The organism is Algoriphagus algorifonticola, from assembly GCF_007655305.1.
GTDB lineage: Bacteria > Bacteroidota > Bacteroidia > Cytophagales > Cyclobacteriaceae > Algoriphagus > Algoriphagus algorifonticola.
This window is the reverse complement of record NZ_VLOG01000026.1, coordinates 64,840-81,678: the sequence shown is the minus strand read 5'-3', so window position 1 is coordinate 81,678 and position 16,839 is coordinate 64,840. Positions and strand designations below refer to the sequence as shown.

Genomic DNA, 16,839 nt, shown 5'->3' with positions numbered 1-16,839 from the left:
CATGGCTCACGACGTACAGAACTATAATTTGGATCAAAAATTTGATTTCAACGCGGGCATCAAAAAGTCTTTGTTGACTATTTTGGGTATTGGTGCTGCTTTACTTGTAATTGGTATTGTGATAGCAATGGCCGGTGGTGGTCATGCTGAAGAAGGAGCAGAGGCAACAGGCCATGCATTTCACTGGTATGAAAGGTTGTTCGCAAACGTGTGGATCAATAATGTGTATTTCACAGGTATTGCCATCGTTGGTGTTTTCTTCTTTGCTATTCAATATGCAGCTCAAGCAGGTTGGTCAGCTCCTATCACTAGGGTAATGCTATCTTTTGGTAACTGGTTGCCATATGCTGCTTTGATTATGATCGCTAGTTTCTTCCTTATGGGGCATAACTTGTTCCATTGGTGGCATGCAGAGTTGTTCGATCCTAATTCTCCGGAATATGATTCAATTATCGATGGAAAAGGAGCCTTCTTTTTCTGGCCAATGGAAAAAGGGACTTTCCCAATTTTTTACATTGCAAGAATGGTTATCTTCTTCGGATTCTGGGTGTTCTTCTTTAACAAGTTTAAGAAAATAGCTGCAGCGGAAGATCAATTAGGCGGAGATTCTCATTGGTTTAAAATGAGAAGCTGGTCTGCTTATTTCTTGGTTTTCTTTGCGGTTTCATCATCTGTTTCCGCATGGGACTGGGTAATGTCAATTGATACTCACTGGTTCTCTACTCTTTTCGGCTGGTATGTGTTTGCATCTTGGTTTGTTGCAGGGCTTTCTGCAATCACGCTTTTGACTATTTTCTTGAAAGGAAAAGGTTATCTGGAGATGGTCAATGAAAACCATATCCATGATCTTGGAAAGTTTGTTTTTGGCTTCTCCATTTTCTGGACTTATTTGTGGTTTTCTCAGTTCCTTTTGATCTATTATGCCAATATACCTGAAGAAACAGTTTACTTTGTTGAGAGACTGTCAAGTGACGTGTATGGACCGTTCATTTTCGTAAACATCGGGATGAACTTTGTCCTTCCATTCTTAGTTTTAATGACAAGAGATGCAAAACGTCATGGAGTCTTCCTTAAGTTAGTTTGTACGTTATTATTGGTTGGTCACTGGGTAGATTTCTTCCTGATGGTTCAGCCGGGTACCCTAGGTCATAACGGAGGAATTGGTTTCATGGAAATAGGAATGCTTCTCGTATATGGTTCAGCGGTGGCGTTGGTTGTGTTAGGAGGCTTGGCCAAAGGAAATCTTCTTCCTAAAAATCACCCAATGCTTGAGGAGAGCTATCATCATCACATTTAATTAAAGCCGAAAAGATTTAAATATGTACGGATTTCTTATTGCAGTTGGGGTTCTTTTGCTACTATCCATCATCTGGATGGTATATAGAATCCAAACCTTGGTTTCAGTAGTAAAAGGATCAGACAAAAAAATTGCGACAGGCAGTAATAAAATCAATGCGATCTTATTCGTTTTGTTTCTGCTTGGAACAGGAATTTTGATGTTCTGGTATTCTATAAAAGAATTTGATAATTATCAGCTTCCAGTTGCTTCTGAGCATGGGGTGATTACAGATCAATTATTCTGGATTACCATGGCGGTAACCGGAGTTGTTTTTCTGATTACGCACGTTCTTCTGTTTATCTTTCCTTACAAGTATCAGTACAAGGAGAGCAGAAAAGCTACTTTCTATCCTGACAACAACAAGCTTGAAATCATTTGGACTGTTGTTCCTGGTGTAGTTTTGGCTGGTTTGGTTATTTCGGGATGGATGGCTTGGTCTGACATTACTGCTCCTGCGCCTGAAAAAGCTCATGTAATTGAAATCATGGGTTATCAGTTTGCTTGGGACGTAAGATATGCTGGAAAGGATAATGTTTTGGGAGATTATGATTACAGACTAACTAGTGCTCAAAACTCTCATGGTGTTGATTTCTCTGATAAAAATTCAATCGATGATTTTCCTTCTCCGGTAGTAGTAATTCCAAAGGGGGAACCAGTATTGTTCAAAATCAGAGCAAGAGATGTGCTTCACTCAGTTTTCGCTCCCCATATGAGATTGAAAATGGATGCAGTGCCGGGTATGCCAACCAGATTCTGGTTTGTGCCAACCAAAACAACTGCTGAGATGAGGGAAGAATTAGGTAATCCTGAGTTTAACTATGAGATCGCTTGTACAGAAATCTGCGGTCGAGGTCACAATGGGATGAGGAAAGTGATAGAGGTGGTAGAGCCAGCGGCCTACCAGAAGTGGTTATCGGAACAGAAATCTTTCATTCAAAATAATCCTGCTTTAGCAAAAGGATTAGAGTCTGATGTGAAAGAACTGGCAGAAATTCAATAAGCGAACAAAAACACAAAATTATAAACTATGGCTACAGCGTCAGTTGCAACTCATGACACAGCCCATGATCATCACGATCACGAGCATCATGATAATTTTGTAACCAAATACATTTTCTCTACTGATCATAAAATGATCGGTAAGCAGTTCTTGGTAACAGGTATTTTCTGGGCAATTATTGGTGGATTCCTTTCCATCCTATTCAGATTGCAGCTAGGATTTCCTGAAATGAATTTAGAGTTCCTTCGCCCTCTTTTGGGTGGTTGGATTGATGAATCGGGTGCTTTGGACCCTACCTTCTACCTTGCTTTAGTGACAATGCACGGTACCATCATGGTATTCTTCGTATTGACTGCAGGATTGAGCGGTACATTCTCCAATTTTCTGATTCCTCTTCAAATTGGAGCTAGAGATATGGCTTCAGGATTTATGAACATGCTTTCTTACTGGTTCTTCTTCATGTCCAGTGTTATCATGTTTATTTCCCTATTCATTAAAACCGGTCCAGCAGGTGGTGGTTGGGTAGTATATCCACCTTTGTCAGCATTAGAACAGGCGATCCCTGGTTCTGGATTGGGTATGACTCTATGGTTGATTGCAATGACATTCTTTATTGCATCGTCTCTTCTAGGAGGTATCAACTATATCACAACTGTGATTAACCTAAGAACAAAAGGTATGTCTTTCTCAAGACTTCCTTTGACTATCTGGGCTTTCTTCTTAACAGCAGTTATCGGATTACTATCTTTCCCTGTATTATTTGCAGCGGCTCTATTGCTAGTATTTGACAGAAGCTTTGGAACATCCTTCTACCTATCTGACATTTATATCGGTGGTGAAGCGCTACCAAACACAGGTGGTAGCCCGGTATTGTATCAGCACTTGTTCTGGTTCTTAGGTCACCCTGAGGTATATATCGTATTGTTACCTGCATTGGGTATTACTTCTGAAGTTATAGCAACTAACTCCAGAAAGCCAATCTTCGGTTATAAGGCAATGATTATATCCATGTTAGGGATTACCATTCTATCATTTATAGTTTGGGCTCACCACATGTTCGTATCAGGTATGAATCCATTCTTGGGTTCGATCTTCATGTTCTTGACTTTGATTATTGCAGTTCCATCTGCGGTAAAAGTATTTAATTACTTGACAACATTATGGAGAGGTAATTTGATCTTCACTCCAGCTATGTTGTTCTCTATCGGTTTGGTTTCCTTCTTTATTTCCGGTGGTTTGACTGGTATTTTCTTAGGAAACTCAGCTATTGACATTCAGTTGCATGATACATATTTCGTAGTTGCTCACTTCCACTTAGTAATGGGATCTGCTTCCTTCTTTGGATTGCTAGCGGGTGTTTACCACTGGTTCCCTAAGATGTTTGGAAGAATGATGGATGCAAGATTGGGTTATATCCACTTCTGGTTGACATTTGTGGGTGTTTACATGGTGTTCTTCCCAATGCACTACATCGGTATTGCTGGATTCCCAAGAAGATACTATAGCTGGACTAACTTTGAGTTTACCAACATGTATACTGATTTGAACATGTTTGTATCAGTAGCAGCTATTATTACCTTCTCAGCGCAGTTTATTTTCCTCTTTAACTTCTTCTACAGCATGTACAGAGGTAGAAAAGCGACGCTTAACCCATGGAGATCTAATACACTTGAGTGGACCACTCCAATTAATCCAGGTCACGGAAACTGGCCAGGTGAAATTCCTACGGTATACAGATGGCCTTATGATTATTCTAAGCCAGGAGCACCTGAGGATTTCATCCCTCAGACTGTACCTCTTTCTGCGACTCCTGAGTCCAACTTGCCTCATGAGCAAGAGCAAGTAAAGCTTGAAATGGAAATTATGAAAGAGGAATCTGAGGTCTTGGTTGCCAATGAATCTAAACACTAAAAATAAAATAAACAGCTTTCGCCGGACTAGTTTAATTACGGTGATAGCTGTTTATTTCCTGATATTGGTCGGGGGCATAGTTCGGAGCACAGGCTCCGGAATGGGATGTCCTGATTGGCCAAAATGTTTTGGGAGCGTGATACCACCAACATCGGTAGATCAGCTCCCAAAAAATTATCAAGAGATTTATCTTGAAAAAAGATTAGCTAAAAACGAACGGTTTGTAGCAACCCTTGAAAAATTAGGCTTTGAAAAAGCAGCTTATCAAGTGGCCAATGATAAATCCATTTTAGTAGAAGAGGAGTTCAACGCTACTAAAACTTGGATTGAATACATCAATCGTCTGATTGGAGTATTGATTGGTTTCTTAATCATTTTCACAGTTTGGAAATCCTTCAGATTGTGGTCGGTAGATAAGTGGATTCCGATACTCTCTATTGCATCTTTGGTACTGGTTTTATTTCAGGGATGGATAGGTTCGTTAGTGGTTTCTACCAATCTGCTGACATGGATGATAACCTTTCATATGATCTTGGCTTTGCTTTTGGTTGGTTTACTTCTGTACATTAATCATAGAGCAGTTGATTTGATTAGGACAAAAGCCGATCTGTTTCAAGTTCCATCTAAACTCAGATGGATTTTGATTCTTGGAATTATCCTGATGTTTGCTCAAGTTATTTTGGGAACTCAGGTGCGAGAACAAATTGATCAGGTTGCCGCCAGTCTGGGAAATATGTTGAGAGAGGAGTGGATTGGAAGATCAGGAATGGTATTCTTGATTCACAGATCTTTCTCACTTGTACTATTGGGAGTTCATTTACTTTATTTCTTTTGGGCTTTTAAATACACCCTTAGAGAATCCCAGGTAAACATATGGTCTCAGGTGCTTATCCTATTGATTTTACTTGAAATTGCTTCCGGGATTGGTATGGCATATTTCGGTATTCCCGCCTTTCTTCAGCCTATACACTTATTACTTGGATCTCTGATTGTAGGAGTTCAGTTTATTCTGATTTTGCAGTTGAGAGACCATGTTCAACTTAAGTTAAATACAAATTGAAAATGAGGACAGTTGGTGTAACTGACCATTCGATAATGGATGTCCTAATTGGACGTCTGAAAGCCTACTCTGATCTACTGAAATTCAGATTATCAGCTTTGGTGACTTTCTCTGCAGTCTTTGGTTATATCTTAGGCGATAGAGGAGCAAGCTTTGGCTGGTCTGGCTTTTTGGGATTAGCATTGGGTGGATTCCTGATTTCAGGTGCCTCAGGCGCTGCCAATGAAATCATGGAGCGGGATTTGGATAAGTTAATGAAACGAACCCAAAATCGACCTTTACCCTTACAGATTATTTCTTTGAAAGAAGCCTATTGGTTTACCACAATGGTGGCAATAATAGGTGTTTCTTTACTTTGGATTTTCACAAATCCATTGACCACTTGGTTGGGTATATTAAGCATGGTGCTTTATGTATTTGCTTATACTCCTTTGAAAAAAGTTGGTCCTATAGCTGTATTCGTAGGAGCTATTCCTGGAGCCATGCCCCCTTTATTAGGATGGACTGCCGCTACAGGACAAATTACTTATGAGGCGTTAATTATTTTCGGTATTCAATTTATCTGGCAGTTTCCTCATTTTTGGGCAATTGCTTGGGTAAGTGATGAAGATTATAAGAAAGCAGGCTTTAAGTTGTTGCCAAGCGGTGGAGGACAGGATTTGAATACAGCTATTCAAATTATGATATACACCTTGTTTTTGCTTCCTCTCGGTTTGCTGCCAAGCTATTTTGGCTTGACTGGTTTGAATTCCGGGATTGTGGCAACTATCTGTGGCGTATTGTTCTTAGCTCAGACCTTTTCATTAATGAGGGACTGTTCTAGAAAGTCTGCTTTGAAGATCATGTTTGGGTCATTCCTTTATTTGCCAATTGTTCAGATTGCGTATCTATTGGATAAACTACCTTAATGATGGAAAAAGAATTGAAATATGTAGATATGGTGGAACAGCCTATCTCAATGCATCCAAAGAAGTTTGCATTGTGGCTGTTTATGGTTACTGTGGTGATGATTTTTGCTGCCTTGACCAGTGCCTACATCGTACGTCAAGCAGAAGGAAATTGGCTGGATTATGAATTGCCTAATATATTTTGGGTTACTTCTGGAATTGTAGTTTTAAGCTCAGTTTTCCTTCATTTTGCTTATGTCTCAGCTAAGAAGGATAATATTTCTCAGCTTCGTACAGGTATGGTGGTTGCAGTTGTCCTAGGGCTAGCCTTTTTGGTAGGTCAATGGTATAGCTGGGTTGCTCTGGTAGATAGAGAAGTGTTTTTTGTAGGTAATCCTGCAGGCTCCTTTCTATATGTATTTACCGGATTACACGCCTTACACCTTATTAGCGGTGTGATATTTCTGATTATTGTATTAATTTCGACCTTTAGATATAAAGTTCATTCACAAGCTATGAATACAATGGAGATGGCCACTACCTATTGGCATTTCCTCGGAGGCTTGTGGATTTATCTCTTTATGTTTTTGCTATTGAATCATTAAAATTAACCTGGTACAAATAAATTAATTATGTCTGCGCATTCTACTGCAATTGGAGTAAGCTCTAAAAGAGGCGTTTGGGGAGGTGGAAACGAACCTCTTAAAGCCAGCTATGGAAAACTGATGATGTGGTTTTTCTTGCTCTCCGACATCTTTACCTTTGCTGCTTTTTTGATCAGCTATTTAGCAATCCGTGTAAGTTATCCAGCTTATACAGGTCCTGCTGACACCTTTGTAGGATCTAACGAATACTGGCCAGTTCCTGAATTGGTTTTCGAAGCTGTTCCATTTCTACATGGAATTCATGCTCCATTGGTTTTCGTAGGTATCATGACTTTCATTTTGATTTCCAGCTCAGTTACCATGGTATTGGCTGTAGAAGCAGGACACAGAAATGATAGAAATGATGTAGTAAAATGGATGCTTTGGACTATGTTGGGTGGTATTACTTTCTTGGCCTGTCAAGCTTGGGAGTGGAATCACTTTATCCATGGTACAGATGGAGGAACTGTCCTTACCTATGTCAATTCTTTAAATAGACAAGTAACAGAAACAGTATTTGGAGCGAATTTGGTGGTGAATGAATACGGACCTGCTTCTTTTGCACAATTGTTTTTCTTTATAACCGGTTTCCATGGTTTTCACGTAACTATAGGAGTTGTACTTCTGTTCCTTTGCTTTTACCAAGCAGCAGTGGGAGTATATGACAGAAGAGGTCACTATGAAATGGTTGAAAAAATCGGACTTTACTGGCACTTTGTAGACTTAGTCTGGGTCTTCGTGTTTACCTTGTTCTATCTAATCTAAGCATCTAAATTCTTGTAATATGGAAATTCAGGATAACAAGTCAACTTTGGAAGTAACCCCAAGAAATGACGAAAAAATAAAAAAGATCTGGAAAACTGCAGGTATCCTTTTGGCTATCACTGTAGCTGAGTTTATCATGGCTTTTACTATGGATAGAGGAATTTTGCTTTATGCTTTATTCATCATCCTGACAATCTGGAAAGCCAAGTATATCATGATGGAATTTATGCACTTGGGTGATGAAGCGAAGCCTTTGTTTTACTCTATAATTGTGCCTTTGATCTTCCTAGTTTGGTTATTAATTGCCTTGGCAAAAGAAGGATCAGACATCTTTATGATGCGTTGGTAGAATTCTATTAAAATAATTAAAAAAAGTAGGTTGGGGTGTGACACTTCAACCTACTTTTTTGTTAAAAGCATATCATGAGAGGATTAAGAATATTACAAGGCTTGGTATTGGTATGTATCTTATTGATACCCGTGCTGATCATCATGTTTTTGAGAGGGTTTGGAAACAACGAGTATGATTTGCCAATCTTTTACCAAAATGGGGTAGAGAATCCCTTCCGAGAATGCACCTTTGAGGATAGCACTCAGCACTATATTCCCGAATTTACTTTTGTAAATCAGGATGGGGAGAATGTAGGAAGGAAAGACATGGAAGGGAAAATAACTATTGTTGATTTTTTCTTTACTTCTTGTCCAAGTATTTGCCCAGTGATGTCTAAGGAAATGGAACGTGTCAATGATATGTTTCGGGAAGAACCTCGAGTTCAGATCATGTCAATTAGTATTGACCCTGAGTATGATACTCCCGAAATCCTACAAGAATATGCTCAAAAGCACAACGCTACTTCCGATAAATGGCAATTTCTTTCCGGTCCGGTGGATGAGACCTATCAGCTTGCAAGATGTGGTTTTATTTTACCTGCTCTAGATGGCATGGGTGTTCCGGATGATTTCGTGCATAGTGATAAATTTGTACTCGTTGATGAGCTGGGAAGAATCAGAGGATATTATAGTGGCACGAACAGAGAGGACGTAGATTTGTTAATGTTAGAAACCAAAGTCTTATTGCATGGCAACAAGTAATTCCCTGCTTCAAAATGAAGCTAAAGTCAAAAATTGGATCATTGTTATTTCCGTTCTGATCCCTGTAGCGGTAGCTGTTTTGCTATTTATGCCTAGTAAGGTAGATATTGGCGCAGAATGGGTTTATTTTCTACCCCATTTGAATGCAGTAATGAATTCCGCCGCAAGTTTGGCCTTGATTTTAGGGCTTATATTTGTCAAGAAAAAAATGTATTCCTACCATGGAGCGACCATGAGCGTAGCTTTTGGATTGGGAGCAATTTTCCTGGTTTCTTATGTGATTTATCACGGAGCTGCCGAAAGCACCTCTTTTGGAGGAGAAGGATGGGTTAGACCTGTCTATTATTTCTTACTCATAACCCATATTATTCTGGCTGCAGTGGCACTTTTTCCAATTCTTTTCGCTTATTACTATGGATATACCAACCAAAGGGAAAAGCACAGAAAAGTGGTTAAATTTGCCTATCCGATTTGGTTGTACGTTTCAGTGACAGGAGTAATCGTCTATTTAATGATAAGCCCTTATTATATTCGCTGATTCTATTGAAAATTGAAAGGAGTTAAGATGAAGAAGTTGAAAACTTTATTATTTACAGTATTGGCATTCTTACTAGTGCAAGTCAATTCTTTTGCGCAATGTGCTATGTGTAGAGCCTCTGTAGAGAATAACGTAAGTAATGGTGACACGAGTATTGGTTCTGGTTTGAATACCGGGATTTTATATCTTTTTGTCATGCCTTATCTCATTGCTACCGTCATAGGTATTCTTTGGTATAGAGCCGCCAAAAAAAGAAAGTCAAAACTCGCACTTAGATAAGCATTTAAAGAAGCAAAGTTTGATCAGGGACTTTGCTTTTTTTATTTTTAGACCAAATGAGCTCAAACGTTCGCAGGCTGATTATTTTGATCAGCAGTTTTTCTCTCCTTGCTGTTTTAATCCTGAATTTCTTTTTCTTTCAAAAAAGTGATGAAGAAAGCTTCATTACTGTGCTGGAAGAAGAAATTCAACAAATTGACAGGGAGTTTGATGAGGATTTTGTCCAAATCTTAATGGTCATCAAACCTGACGAGGAAATTACTTTTGACCGGATCAGTTCTTCGGCTAACAATCATCCATTTTTTATTCTCAATCCTGAAAAGCAGCTATTATTCTGGTCAGATTTCACATTTACTTTAAACTTTGATCAGGTAGATGAAAACAAAGAGTATCAGTTACTGGAAGATCCTTATGGAAAGTTTTTACTTAAAAATAGAAAGATCAGTCGAAATGGGAAGTCTTACTTGGTGGTTCATGCGTTTCGTCTGGTTTGGCCGGGATCTATTGAAAATGACTATTTAGTAACAGGAGCAAATTCCAGGCTTTTCGGGAATGATAAATTTATTCTAAAACCTATAGGAGAGGAGGCAAATCATCAAGTCAGTAATCTAGCGGGTGTCCCGATTTTCGGGATTGATTTTCAGATTGGCTATCAATCGGCAGGGCGGATTTCAAACCCCGCTGTCTTCATCTTTTTTACTTCTATTTTCTTGCTTTATTTTCTTCTGAGCTCAGATTTTGTCTTGAAAAAATGGAGGAAAGGAAGAAGATGGCAAGGAGTAGGATATGGGATTCTGGTAGTTTTGGCATTTCGACTGGTTATGCTAATTCTGGGATTTCCCGGAGAGTATTTCAATATTGCCCTTTTTGACCCCAGTTATTATGCTGCTTCATGGTTGAATCCCAGCCTAGGAGATTTATTAATCAATACGGTTTTTGGAGTGGCTGTATCAGGAATGATTTTATATCAGCTGGTATCTCCCCGAACTCATGAGAAAATTACCATACTTCAAACCAAACAAGAGCTGAGAATATTCTTTGGGATAGTTTTCCTGATTTCAGTCTTAGGTTTTTATCTGGTTTGGGAATTACCAAGAGATCTAATTCTAAATTCTCAATGGCCATTGGATATAGAGGCCATCCCTACATTCGGGATTTTTGAGGGACTGAGCTTTTTGATTGTTTTTCTCTGGTCGGCTATCTATGTTCTATTCTGTCTTTCTCTGGGAAGTTTGTTGTTGGAACTCAATGCACCCAAGAAAATTTATTTCAAATACCTATTAGTTGCAGGGCTTCCCCTAGGATTATTAGCTATATTCTGGTCTACTTGGTTGGGAGTGGCCTGGTTTATACACCTGATCTTCCTTTTTTTGGTCATCAAATTTGAGCTTTTCAGAAATATTTTCAGACTGGGACTTAATACCTTTTTGACGTTTTTCTTTGGCTGTTTGATAACTGCCGGAATTGCGGGTATCAGCACTTTTCAAACAGAAAGAGAGCAATTGATTCAATCCAAAGTTCGCTTTGCCAATCAAAACCTAATAGAAAGCGATGTGATGACTGAATTTTTCTTGGGAGAAATTTTCAGCCGCATTCAATCCGACTTATTTATTCAAAATCGACTGGCAGACCCCTTATTATCCAAAGATCCCATCGAGACTAAAATCAGGCGTATCTATTTGGATAATTACTTTGATCAGTTTGACGTCCGCGTCAGACTGTTTTCTCCCAATGGACAGGACTTGATCAATTCGCCGGATAATAGATCCCTCAATAGACTTAGAGATCAATATGTCAAATCAGACTACGTAACCAGTCTCAAAGGACTCTACTTTATCAGAGGCTCTGAGGGAAATATGGGAAATCAATTTATTGCCTTTATTCCCATTCAACGCGAAGAAAATTTACTTGGGACTTTGTTTCTGGAGTTGCGGCAACTGAGGGTTCAGCCAGGCTCTGTATATCCTAAATTACTTCTAGATAAAAAATACAGTGAAAAATTAGATCCAGTCAGATTTGATTATGCAATTTTCAGGGAGGGCGAAATCATCCGAAATGCCGGATCTTTTAACTATTCGAATTCTGATTTGCTAGCGAGATTGGAAGTATCCAAGTTAATGGGATCGGGGATTCATGCCAATGGCTACCATCATTTCGCTGTGTCAAATGGGGAAGAGTTAATTGTGATATCCTCGGAAAACAGACCTTTTTCCTACTTCTTCGGTAATATATCTCTCTATTTCGTTGTATTCATCTTTTTGACCTTTTTCACCATTTTGACCAATGTCCTGATTAAGGGTAGAAAGAATTTTGAGTTTAATTATTCTACCAAGCTTCAGCTTTACCTCAACTTTGCCTTCTTTTTTCCAATTATTATCATTTCAATCATTACGATAGGGCTTTTGGCGAATAGTTACAGGGAGGATTTGGATAGGCAGTATATACAGAAGGCTGCTTTGATTCGTGGAAATCTTTCCAGTTTTCTGGGGGACCGTTCACTTAGTCAGGTAAACCAGGATTTGCTGAATGAGGAGGTTGTAACCTTGGCAAATACTATTGCAGCTGATATTCATTTGTATAATTCAGAGGGGATCCTTGAATCTACTAATAGGCCTAATATATTTGATAAAAAATTACTGGCTCCCAAGATTAATCCAGTTGCTATTTCTGAGATTATTGAAAAAAATCAACTTCAGTTTTTGGCTGAAGAACAGATAGGGAAGCTAAGATATAAGTCTGTTTATTTGGCTATTCCGACAGCAACCGGACAGGGGATTTCTGCAATCTTGGGAGTTCCGTTTTTTGAGTCTGAGGCGGAACTGAACACCCTGATTGCAGATGTGTTGAGTAATATTTTCAACACGTTTGTAATTATTTTCATTGTCTTTTTGATTGTTTCCTTCTTCGTTTCTAAAAACTTGACCTTCCCTTTTAGACTATTAACACAAAAGTTGAAAACCACCAACCTGGAGAATAACGAACCTATGCATTGGGATGCAAAGGATGAAATCGGTCTTTTGGTCAATGAATATAACAACATGCTTTTCAAACTAGAAGCCAGTAAAAAGGTGTTGGCCTCTACAGAGAAAGAGTCTGCCTGGAGGGAAATGGCTAAGCAAGTTGCGCATGAAATTAAGAACCCTTTAACTCCTATGAAGCTGACTTTGCAGCATTTGCTGAGATTGGAAGAGGCTGGAAGATTGGATGATTTGCAAAAACTCCGAAAGTCTCTGGAAACCCTCATTCATCAAGTTGACGCCTTAAGTGGAATTGCTTCATCATTCAGCACCTTTGCCAAGATGCCATTGCCAAAAAATGAGCTCATGAACTTTAAAGCGGTGGTAACAAGAGTTTTGGATCTTTTTAAGAATGATGAAAAGGTTGACTTGATTTTCCAGGATGACTCTTACACCGACACTATTCCCATCATGGGGGACGAAAAATTATTTGGCAGGGTGGTTTCCAATTTAATTATCAATGGAGTTCAGGCTGTGGAAGAGGGAAAAACTCCACAGATTAAAGTATGGCTTTGGATGACAGAACAGGCAGTATTTCTGGAGATTTCTGATAATGGAAAAGGTATACCAGAGGAACTTAGAGACAAGATCTTTATCCCAAATTTCAGCACCAAATCCACCGGTTCAGGATTGGGGCTTGCCATAGCAAAATCTGGTGTGGAAACAGCCGGAGGAAAAATATGGTTTGAAACTGATTTTGGAAAAGGAACTACATTTTACCTAACTTTTCCTATAGCCACATAAGTTGGCTTTTAGTACCTTGTGAGTAAAAGGGTCTGGTTTTCTGATGCGTAGTTGCTTGCTTATACTTCTATTTTTTCTGCTGGGGAATTTTTATTCCAAAGCCCAGCAAATCTGTAGGCAGGTTCCTGTAGCTCAACTTCAAAAAGGAATGGAGTTGGATTCTCTCTCAGGAATTAAAGAAACCATCATTTTAAAAGATGAAAAAGGCGATATCTATCCTTTTGTATTCGATCTCAGCAAAAATTTTATTAGCATAAAGGAAGACGTAATTCCAGCTACTGATTCCTTAACACTGTGTTATCGCACATTCTCTGTGCGCTTTGACAAACCCATTGCCAGAAGAACCCTACTCCAAAATTATGATTCTACGGCTAGGTTTAAGGATAATAGAGTGATCCAAAATGAGGTTTTGGATATTAGAGAAGAACTCTTCCCCAGTACCAATCTGTATAAGTCGGGTAGTTTGACCAGGGGTGTTTCTGTTGGGAATACACAGAATGTTTTTGTGAACTCTGCACTAAACCTTCAACTGGAGGGAGAAATCGCCGAAAATCTAAATATCAGAGCCAGTATTACTGATCAAAATGTCCCTTTTCAACCAGAAGGAAATACGCAGCAAATCCAGGACTTTGACAATGTCTTGATTGAGCTGTATAATAAAGATTTTCGTTTGGCTGCCGGAGATGTGGTTTTGCAGCAAAGGCAGTCTGAATTTCTCCGGTATTACAAAAATGTGCAAGGCCTTCAGCTCACTACCCAATATAAAATGAAGGGGAATTGGGAGGCAAGTACCCAGGGATTTGCTTCCATAGCTAAAGGAAAGTTCGCTTCTATACAAGTTCCAATATTAGAAGGAGTATTGGGCCCATACCGGTTAAATGGACCTAATAATGAGCGTTTTGTTATTATTATGGCTAATTCAGAGCGGGTGTTTTTAGATGGAAAATTGCTCCAAAGAGGCTTTAATGCAGATTATGTAATCGATTATAATCAGGCTGAAATCACTTTTACTCCAAAAGTTCTTATTACTCAATATTCCAGAGTTCGTGTTGACTTTGAATTTGCAGAGAGAAATTATTCCCGTTCCATAGTAGGAGCAAACCATTTGCAAACCAATGGAACAGTAGATTTTTATATGAACTATTATCAGGAGAAGGATAATAGAAATCGTCCCTTATTCACTGATTTCTCTCAAGAGGAATTAGTACTTCTGGCAAGTGTGGGTGATCAGGTTGAAAATGCCAGAATTCCAAGGATAGATTCTGTGGCTTTTGACCCTAACCGAATTTTATATAAAAAAATAGTGGAAGAGGACGGACAGGGAGACCCCATTGTATATTACAGGTTTTCGAAGGATCCAGAAAAGGCTTTTTTTGATCTTTCTTTTTCTCAAGTTGGCTTTGGAAATGGGGATTATATCAGGACCAATCAGCTATCTAACGGAACGGTTTTCGAATATGTACCGAGGCTCAATGGTCAGCCACAGGGAAATTATTCTATCGTCAGTCAGTTACCGGCACCTGATAAAAGAAGCATGTTGACCGCGGGTACCAGAATCAAAATTACTGAACATGAAAAAGTCTACACTGAATTTGCCCTTTCCAGCAGAGATAAAAATCTTTTTTCAACTATTGATAATGAGGATAATCAGGGTATAGCCTGGAAACTTGGCTTAGAATCTTCCAAACGACAAAGCAAACTCTTACCGGGATATGAGTTGAGTGGGAAGACTGAATTTGAATACAATTCCAGCAATTTTAATTTTATCGATCGCTTTCGTTACATAGAGTTTGACCGGGATTGGGGGGTTACTCAGGAAGAGCTTAGGAGCGCTGCGGCTGAAAGATTTATTCAGGCCGGGATTTCTGCTACAAAGGATGATTCCAATAGATTTAACTACTTGGTATACCTTAGAAATCGACAGAATGTAATGAATGGAGCCCAGCACACTGCCAATTGGTATTTCCAAGTAGGAGAGAGGATCAAGATTAGAAATGAATTTTTCAGCCTTCGTAGTGATAAGGATACTACCCAATCTGAATGGGTCAGATATCTCGGAAATATATCTTACCAGTCCAAACTTTTTAAGCCTGGCTACCAGTTTTCATTGGATCAAAATGCCCTTAAAGTCAGCGAAACAGATTCTGTAATTAGCACAGCCATGAATTTTAAAGAGCATTTGATTTTCATTCAAAACAATGATACGCTCGGAGTTAAGTTTCGCTTGGATGCCGCTTGGAGAGAAGATAAAGCTCCTTTTTCAGGAGTATTGGAAAATGATACCAAGGCATTTACTTCAAATTTCACTTTTCAAAAACAATGGAATCAGCATAGCTTGACAAGTACTTTTACCTATAGGGAATTGGAATATTTACAAAGGGCCTTGCCGAGAGAACTGACAGTCATGGGTAAACTAGATTATATAGGTTCTCTTGGAAAAAATCTCATCAGAAATGAATTAAGTTATGCTATCGGCAACGGTCGGGAACTGCAGAGAGAATTTGTTTTTATTCCTGCGCCGAATGGAGATGGAACCCATACTTGGAGGGATGATAATGGAGATGGGATTCAGCAGTTGAACGAATTTTACATAGCAATCAATCCAGAGGAGAAACAGTATATTAAAATTTTTGTACCTACTGATACCTATATTCAGGCTTATACTTCACTATTAAATTATCGGGTTCAGGCAAAATTTCCGGATGATTGGAAAGAGAGTGGAGGAATTAAATCCTTCCTCCAGCGCTTTTCAAATACCAGTAGTTTGAGCATTGAAAAGAAGGTGACCTCAGAGGATTTTTTGGTTCGGGTCAATCCATTTATCGGAGGAGTACAACGCGAGGATATTCTTTCATTAAGGCAAGTGATCCGTACATCCTTGTTTTTTAACCGGGCATCTGCACTATATGGCTTTGATTTATCGTTATTTGATTCACAGCTCAAGCAATTACTCTCGGGTGGCTTTGAAGATTTGATTCAAAAAGACTGGAAATTGAATACCCGATATAATTTTACAAACCGAACTACCCTTAGAATCCTTGGTTCAACGGGGCAAAGAGTTTCCAGCTCAGACTTTTTATCCAATAGAAACTATCAGATACAGCAGCGATCCCTTGGCCCCGAGTTTGTTTGGCAGCCCAGTGTCAAATTGAGAATGACAGGCTCTTATGTTTTTACAGATAAGGTCAACGAAGCGAATATTGAGTTTGAGGAAAAAGCCCTGAACCATCAGGTAGGATTGGATGTGCGCTTTGCAAGAGCCATCAAGACCACCTTGAATTTCAATTTGAAGTTGACCCAGATAGATTATAACGGAGTGGTAAATTCTCCAGTGGGGTACGAGATGTTGCAGGCTTTGACTCCGGGAACCAATATTATCTGGAACATGAATTGGCTCCAGAAGATTGGAGAAGGTTTACAGCTAAACATGGTATATGAGGGAAGAAATTCCCAAGGCCTGGATCGCATTGTTCATGTGGGAAGAGTGCAAGTGACGGCACTGTTTTGATAAAAAAATGTAACTTTGCTGGCTCTAGATAGTTGTCATACTAACTATTAAAACA

Annotated in this window: 13 protein-coding genes; all 13 read left to right on the top strand. The window is 39.1% G+C overall.

Features of this window, described 5'->3' with window-relative positions; translation table 11 throughout:
• Position 1 precedes the first annotated feature (1 nt).
• The 13 genes from FL972_RS05910 (at position 2) to FL972_RS05850 (ending at position 16,784) form a co-directional block, all read left to right on the top strand.
• Positions 2-1,297, top strand: a complete 1,296-nt coding sequence (locus FL972_RS05910) for a quinol:cytochrome C oxidoreductase (protein WP_144604146.1) — start codon at positions 2-4, stop codon at positions 1,295-1,297.
• 22 nt (positions 1,298-1,319) lie between these two features.
• Positions 1,320-2,339, top strand: coding sequence for a cytochrome c oxidase subunit II (locus tag FL972_RS05905; protein WP_144604145.1), 1,020 nt, complete (start codon positions 1,320-1,322; stop codon positions 2,337-2,339).
• A gap of 27 nt (positions 2,340-2,366) precedes the next feature.
• Positions 2,367-4,250 (top strand): cytochrome c oxidase subunit I, encoded by a 1,884-nt coding sequence (locus FL972_RS05900; RefSeq protein ID WP_091655049.1) that lies wholly within the window; start codon positions 2,367-2,369, stop codon positions 4,248-4,250.
• Positions 4,234-5,310, top strand: coding sequence for a COX15/CtaA family protein (locus tag FL972_RS05895; RefSeq protein ID WP_144604144.1), 1,077 nt, complete (start codon positions 4,234-4,236; stop codon positions 5,308-5,310). Before FL972_RS05900 ends, FL972_RS05895 begins: the two co-directional genes overlap by 17 nt.
• Before the next feature lie 2 nt (positions 5,311-5,312).
• Positions 5,313-6,218, top strand: a complete 906-nt coding sequence (cyoE, locus tag FL972_RS05890; protein WP_144604143.1) for a heme o synthase — start codon at positions 5,313-5,315, stop codon at positions 6,216-6,218.
• Between the two features lie 2 nt (positions 6,219-6,220).
• Entirely contained in the window at positions 6,221-6,802 is a 582-nt protein-coding gene (locus tag FL972_RS05885; RefSeq protein ID WP_144604174.1) for a cytochrome c oxidase subunit 3, read from the top strand.
• 27 nt (positions 6,803-6,829) lie between these two features.
• Entirely contained in the window at positions 6,830-7,606 is a 777-nt protein-coding gene (locus tag FL972_RS05880; protein WP_091655052.1) for a cytochrome c oxidase subunit 3, read from the top strand.
• A gap of 19 nt (positions 7,607-7,625) precedes the next feature.
• Positions 7,626-7,955 carry a cytochrome C oxidase subunit IV family protein gene (locus tag FL972_RS05875; protein WP_144604142.1) on the top strand — a complete coding sequence of 110 codons (330 nt, stop codon included), beginning with the start codon at positions 7,626-7,628 and terminating at the stop codon, positions 7,953-7,955.
• Between the two features lie 74 nt (positions 7,956-8,029).
• Positions 8,030-8,698 (top strand): SCO family protein, encoded by a 669-nt coding sequence (locus FL972_RS05870; RefSeq protein WP_144604141.1) that lies wholly within the window; start codon positions 8,030-8,032, stop codon positions 8,696-8,698.
• Complete coding sequence (locus FL972_RS05865) at positions 8,685-9,236, top strand: DUF420 domain-containing protein (protein WP_144604140.1); 552 nt, start codon at positions 8,685-8,687, stop codon at positions 9,234-9,236. The genes FL972_RS05870 and FL972_RS05865 overlap by 14 nt, the downstream gene beginning before the upstream one ends.
• A gap of 27 nt (positions 9,237-9,263) precedes the next feature.
• Positions 9,264-9,515 (top strand): hypothetical protein, encoded by a 252-nt coding sequence (locus FL972_RS05860; RefSeq protein WP_091655121.1) that lies wholly within the window; start codon positions 9,264-9,266, stop codon positions 9,513-9,515.
• Between the two features lie 56 nt (positions 9,516-9,571).
• A complete protein-coding gene (locus FL972_RS05855) occupies positions 9,572-13,276 on the top strand; it encodes an ATP-binding protein (protein ID WP_144604139.1) in 3,705 nt (1,234 codons plus the stop codon).
• Positions 13,277-13,319: 43 nt separating this feature from the next.
• Positions 13,320-16,784 (top strand): hypothetical protein, encoded by a 3,465-nt coding sequence (locus FL972_RS05850; protein WP_144604138.1) that lies wholly within the window; start codon positions 13,320-13,322, stop codon positions 16,782-16,784.
• Positions 16,785-16,839: the final 55 nt, after the last annotated feature.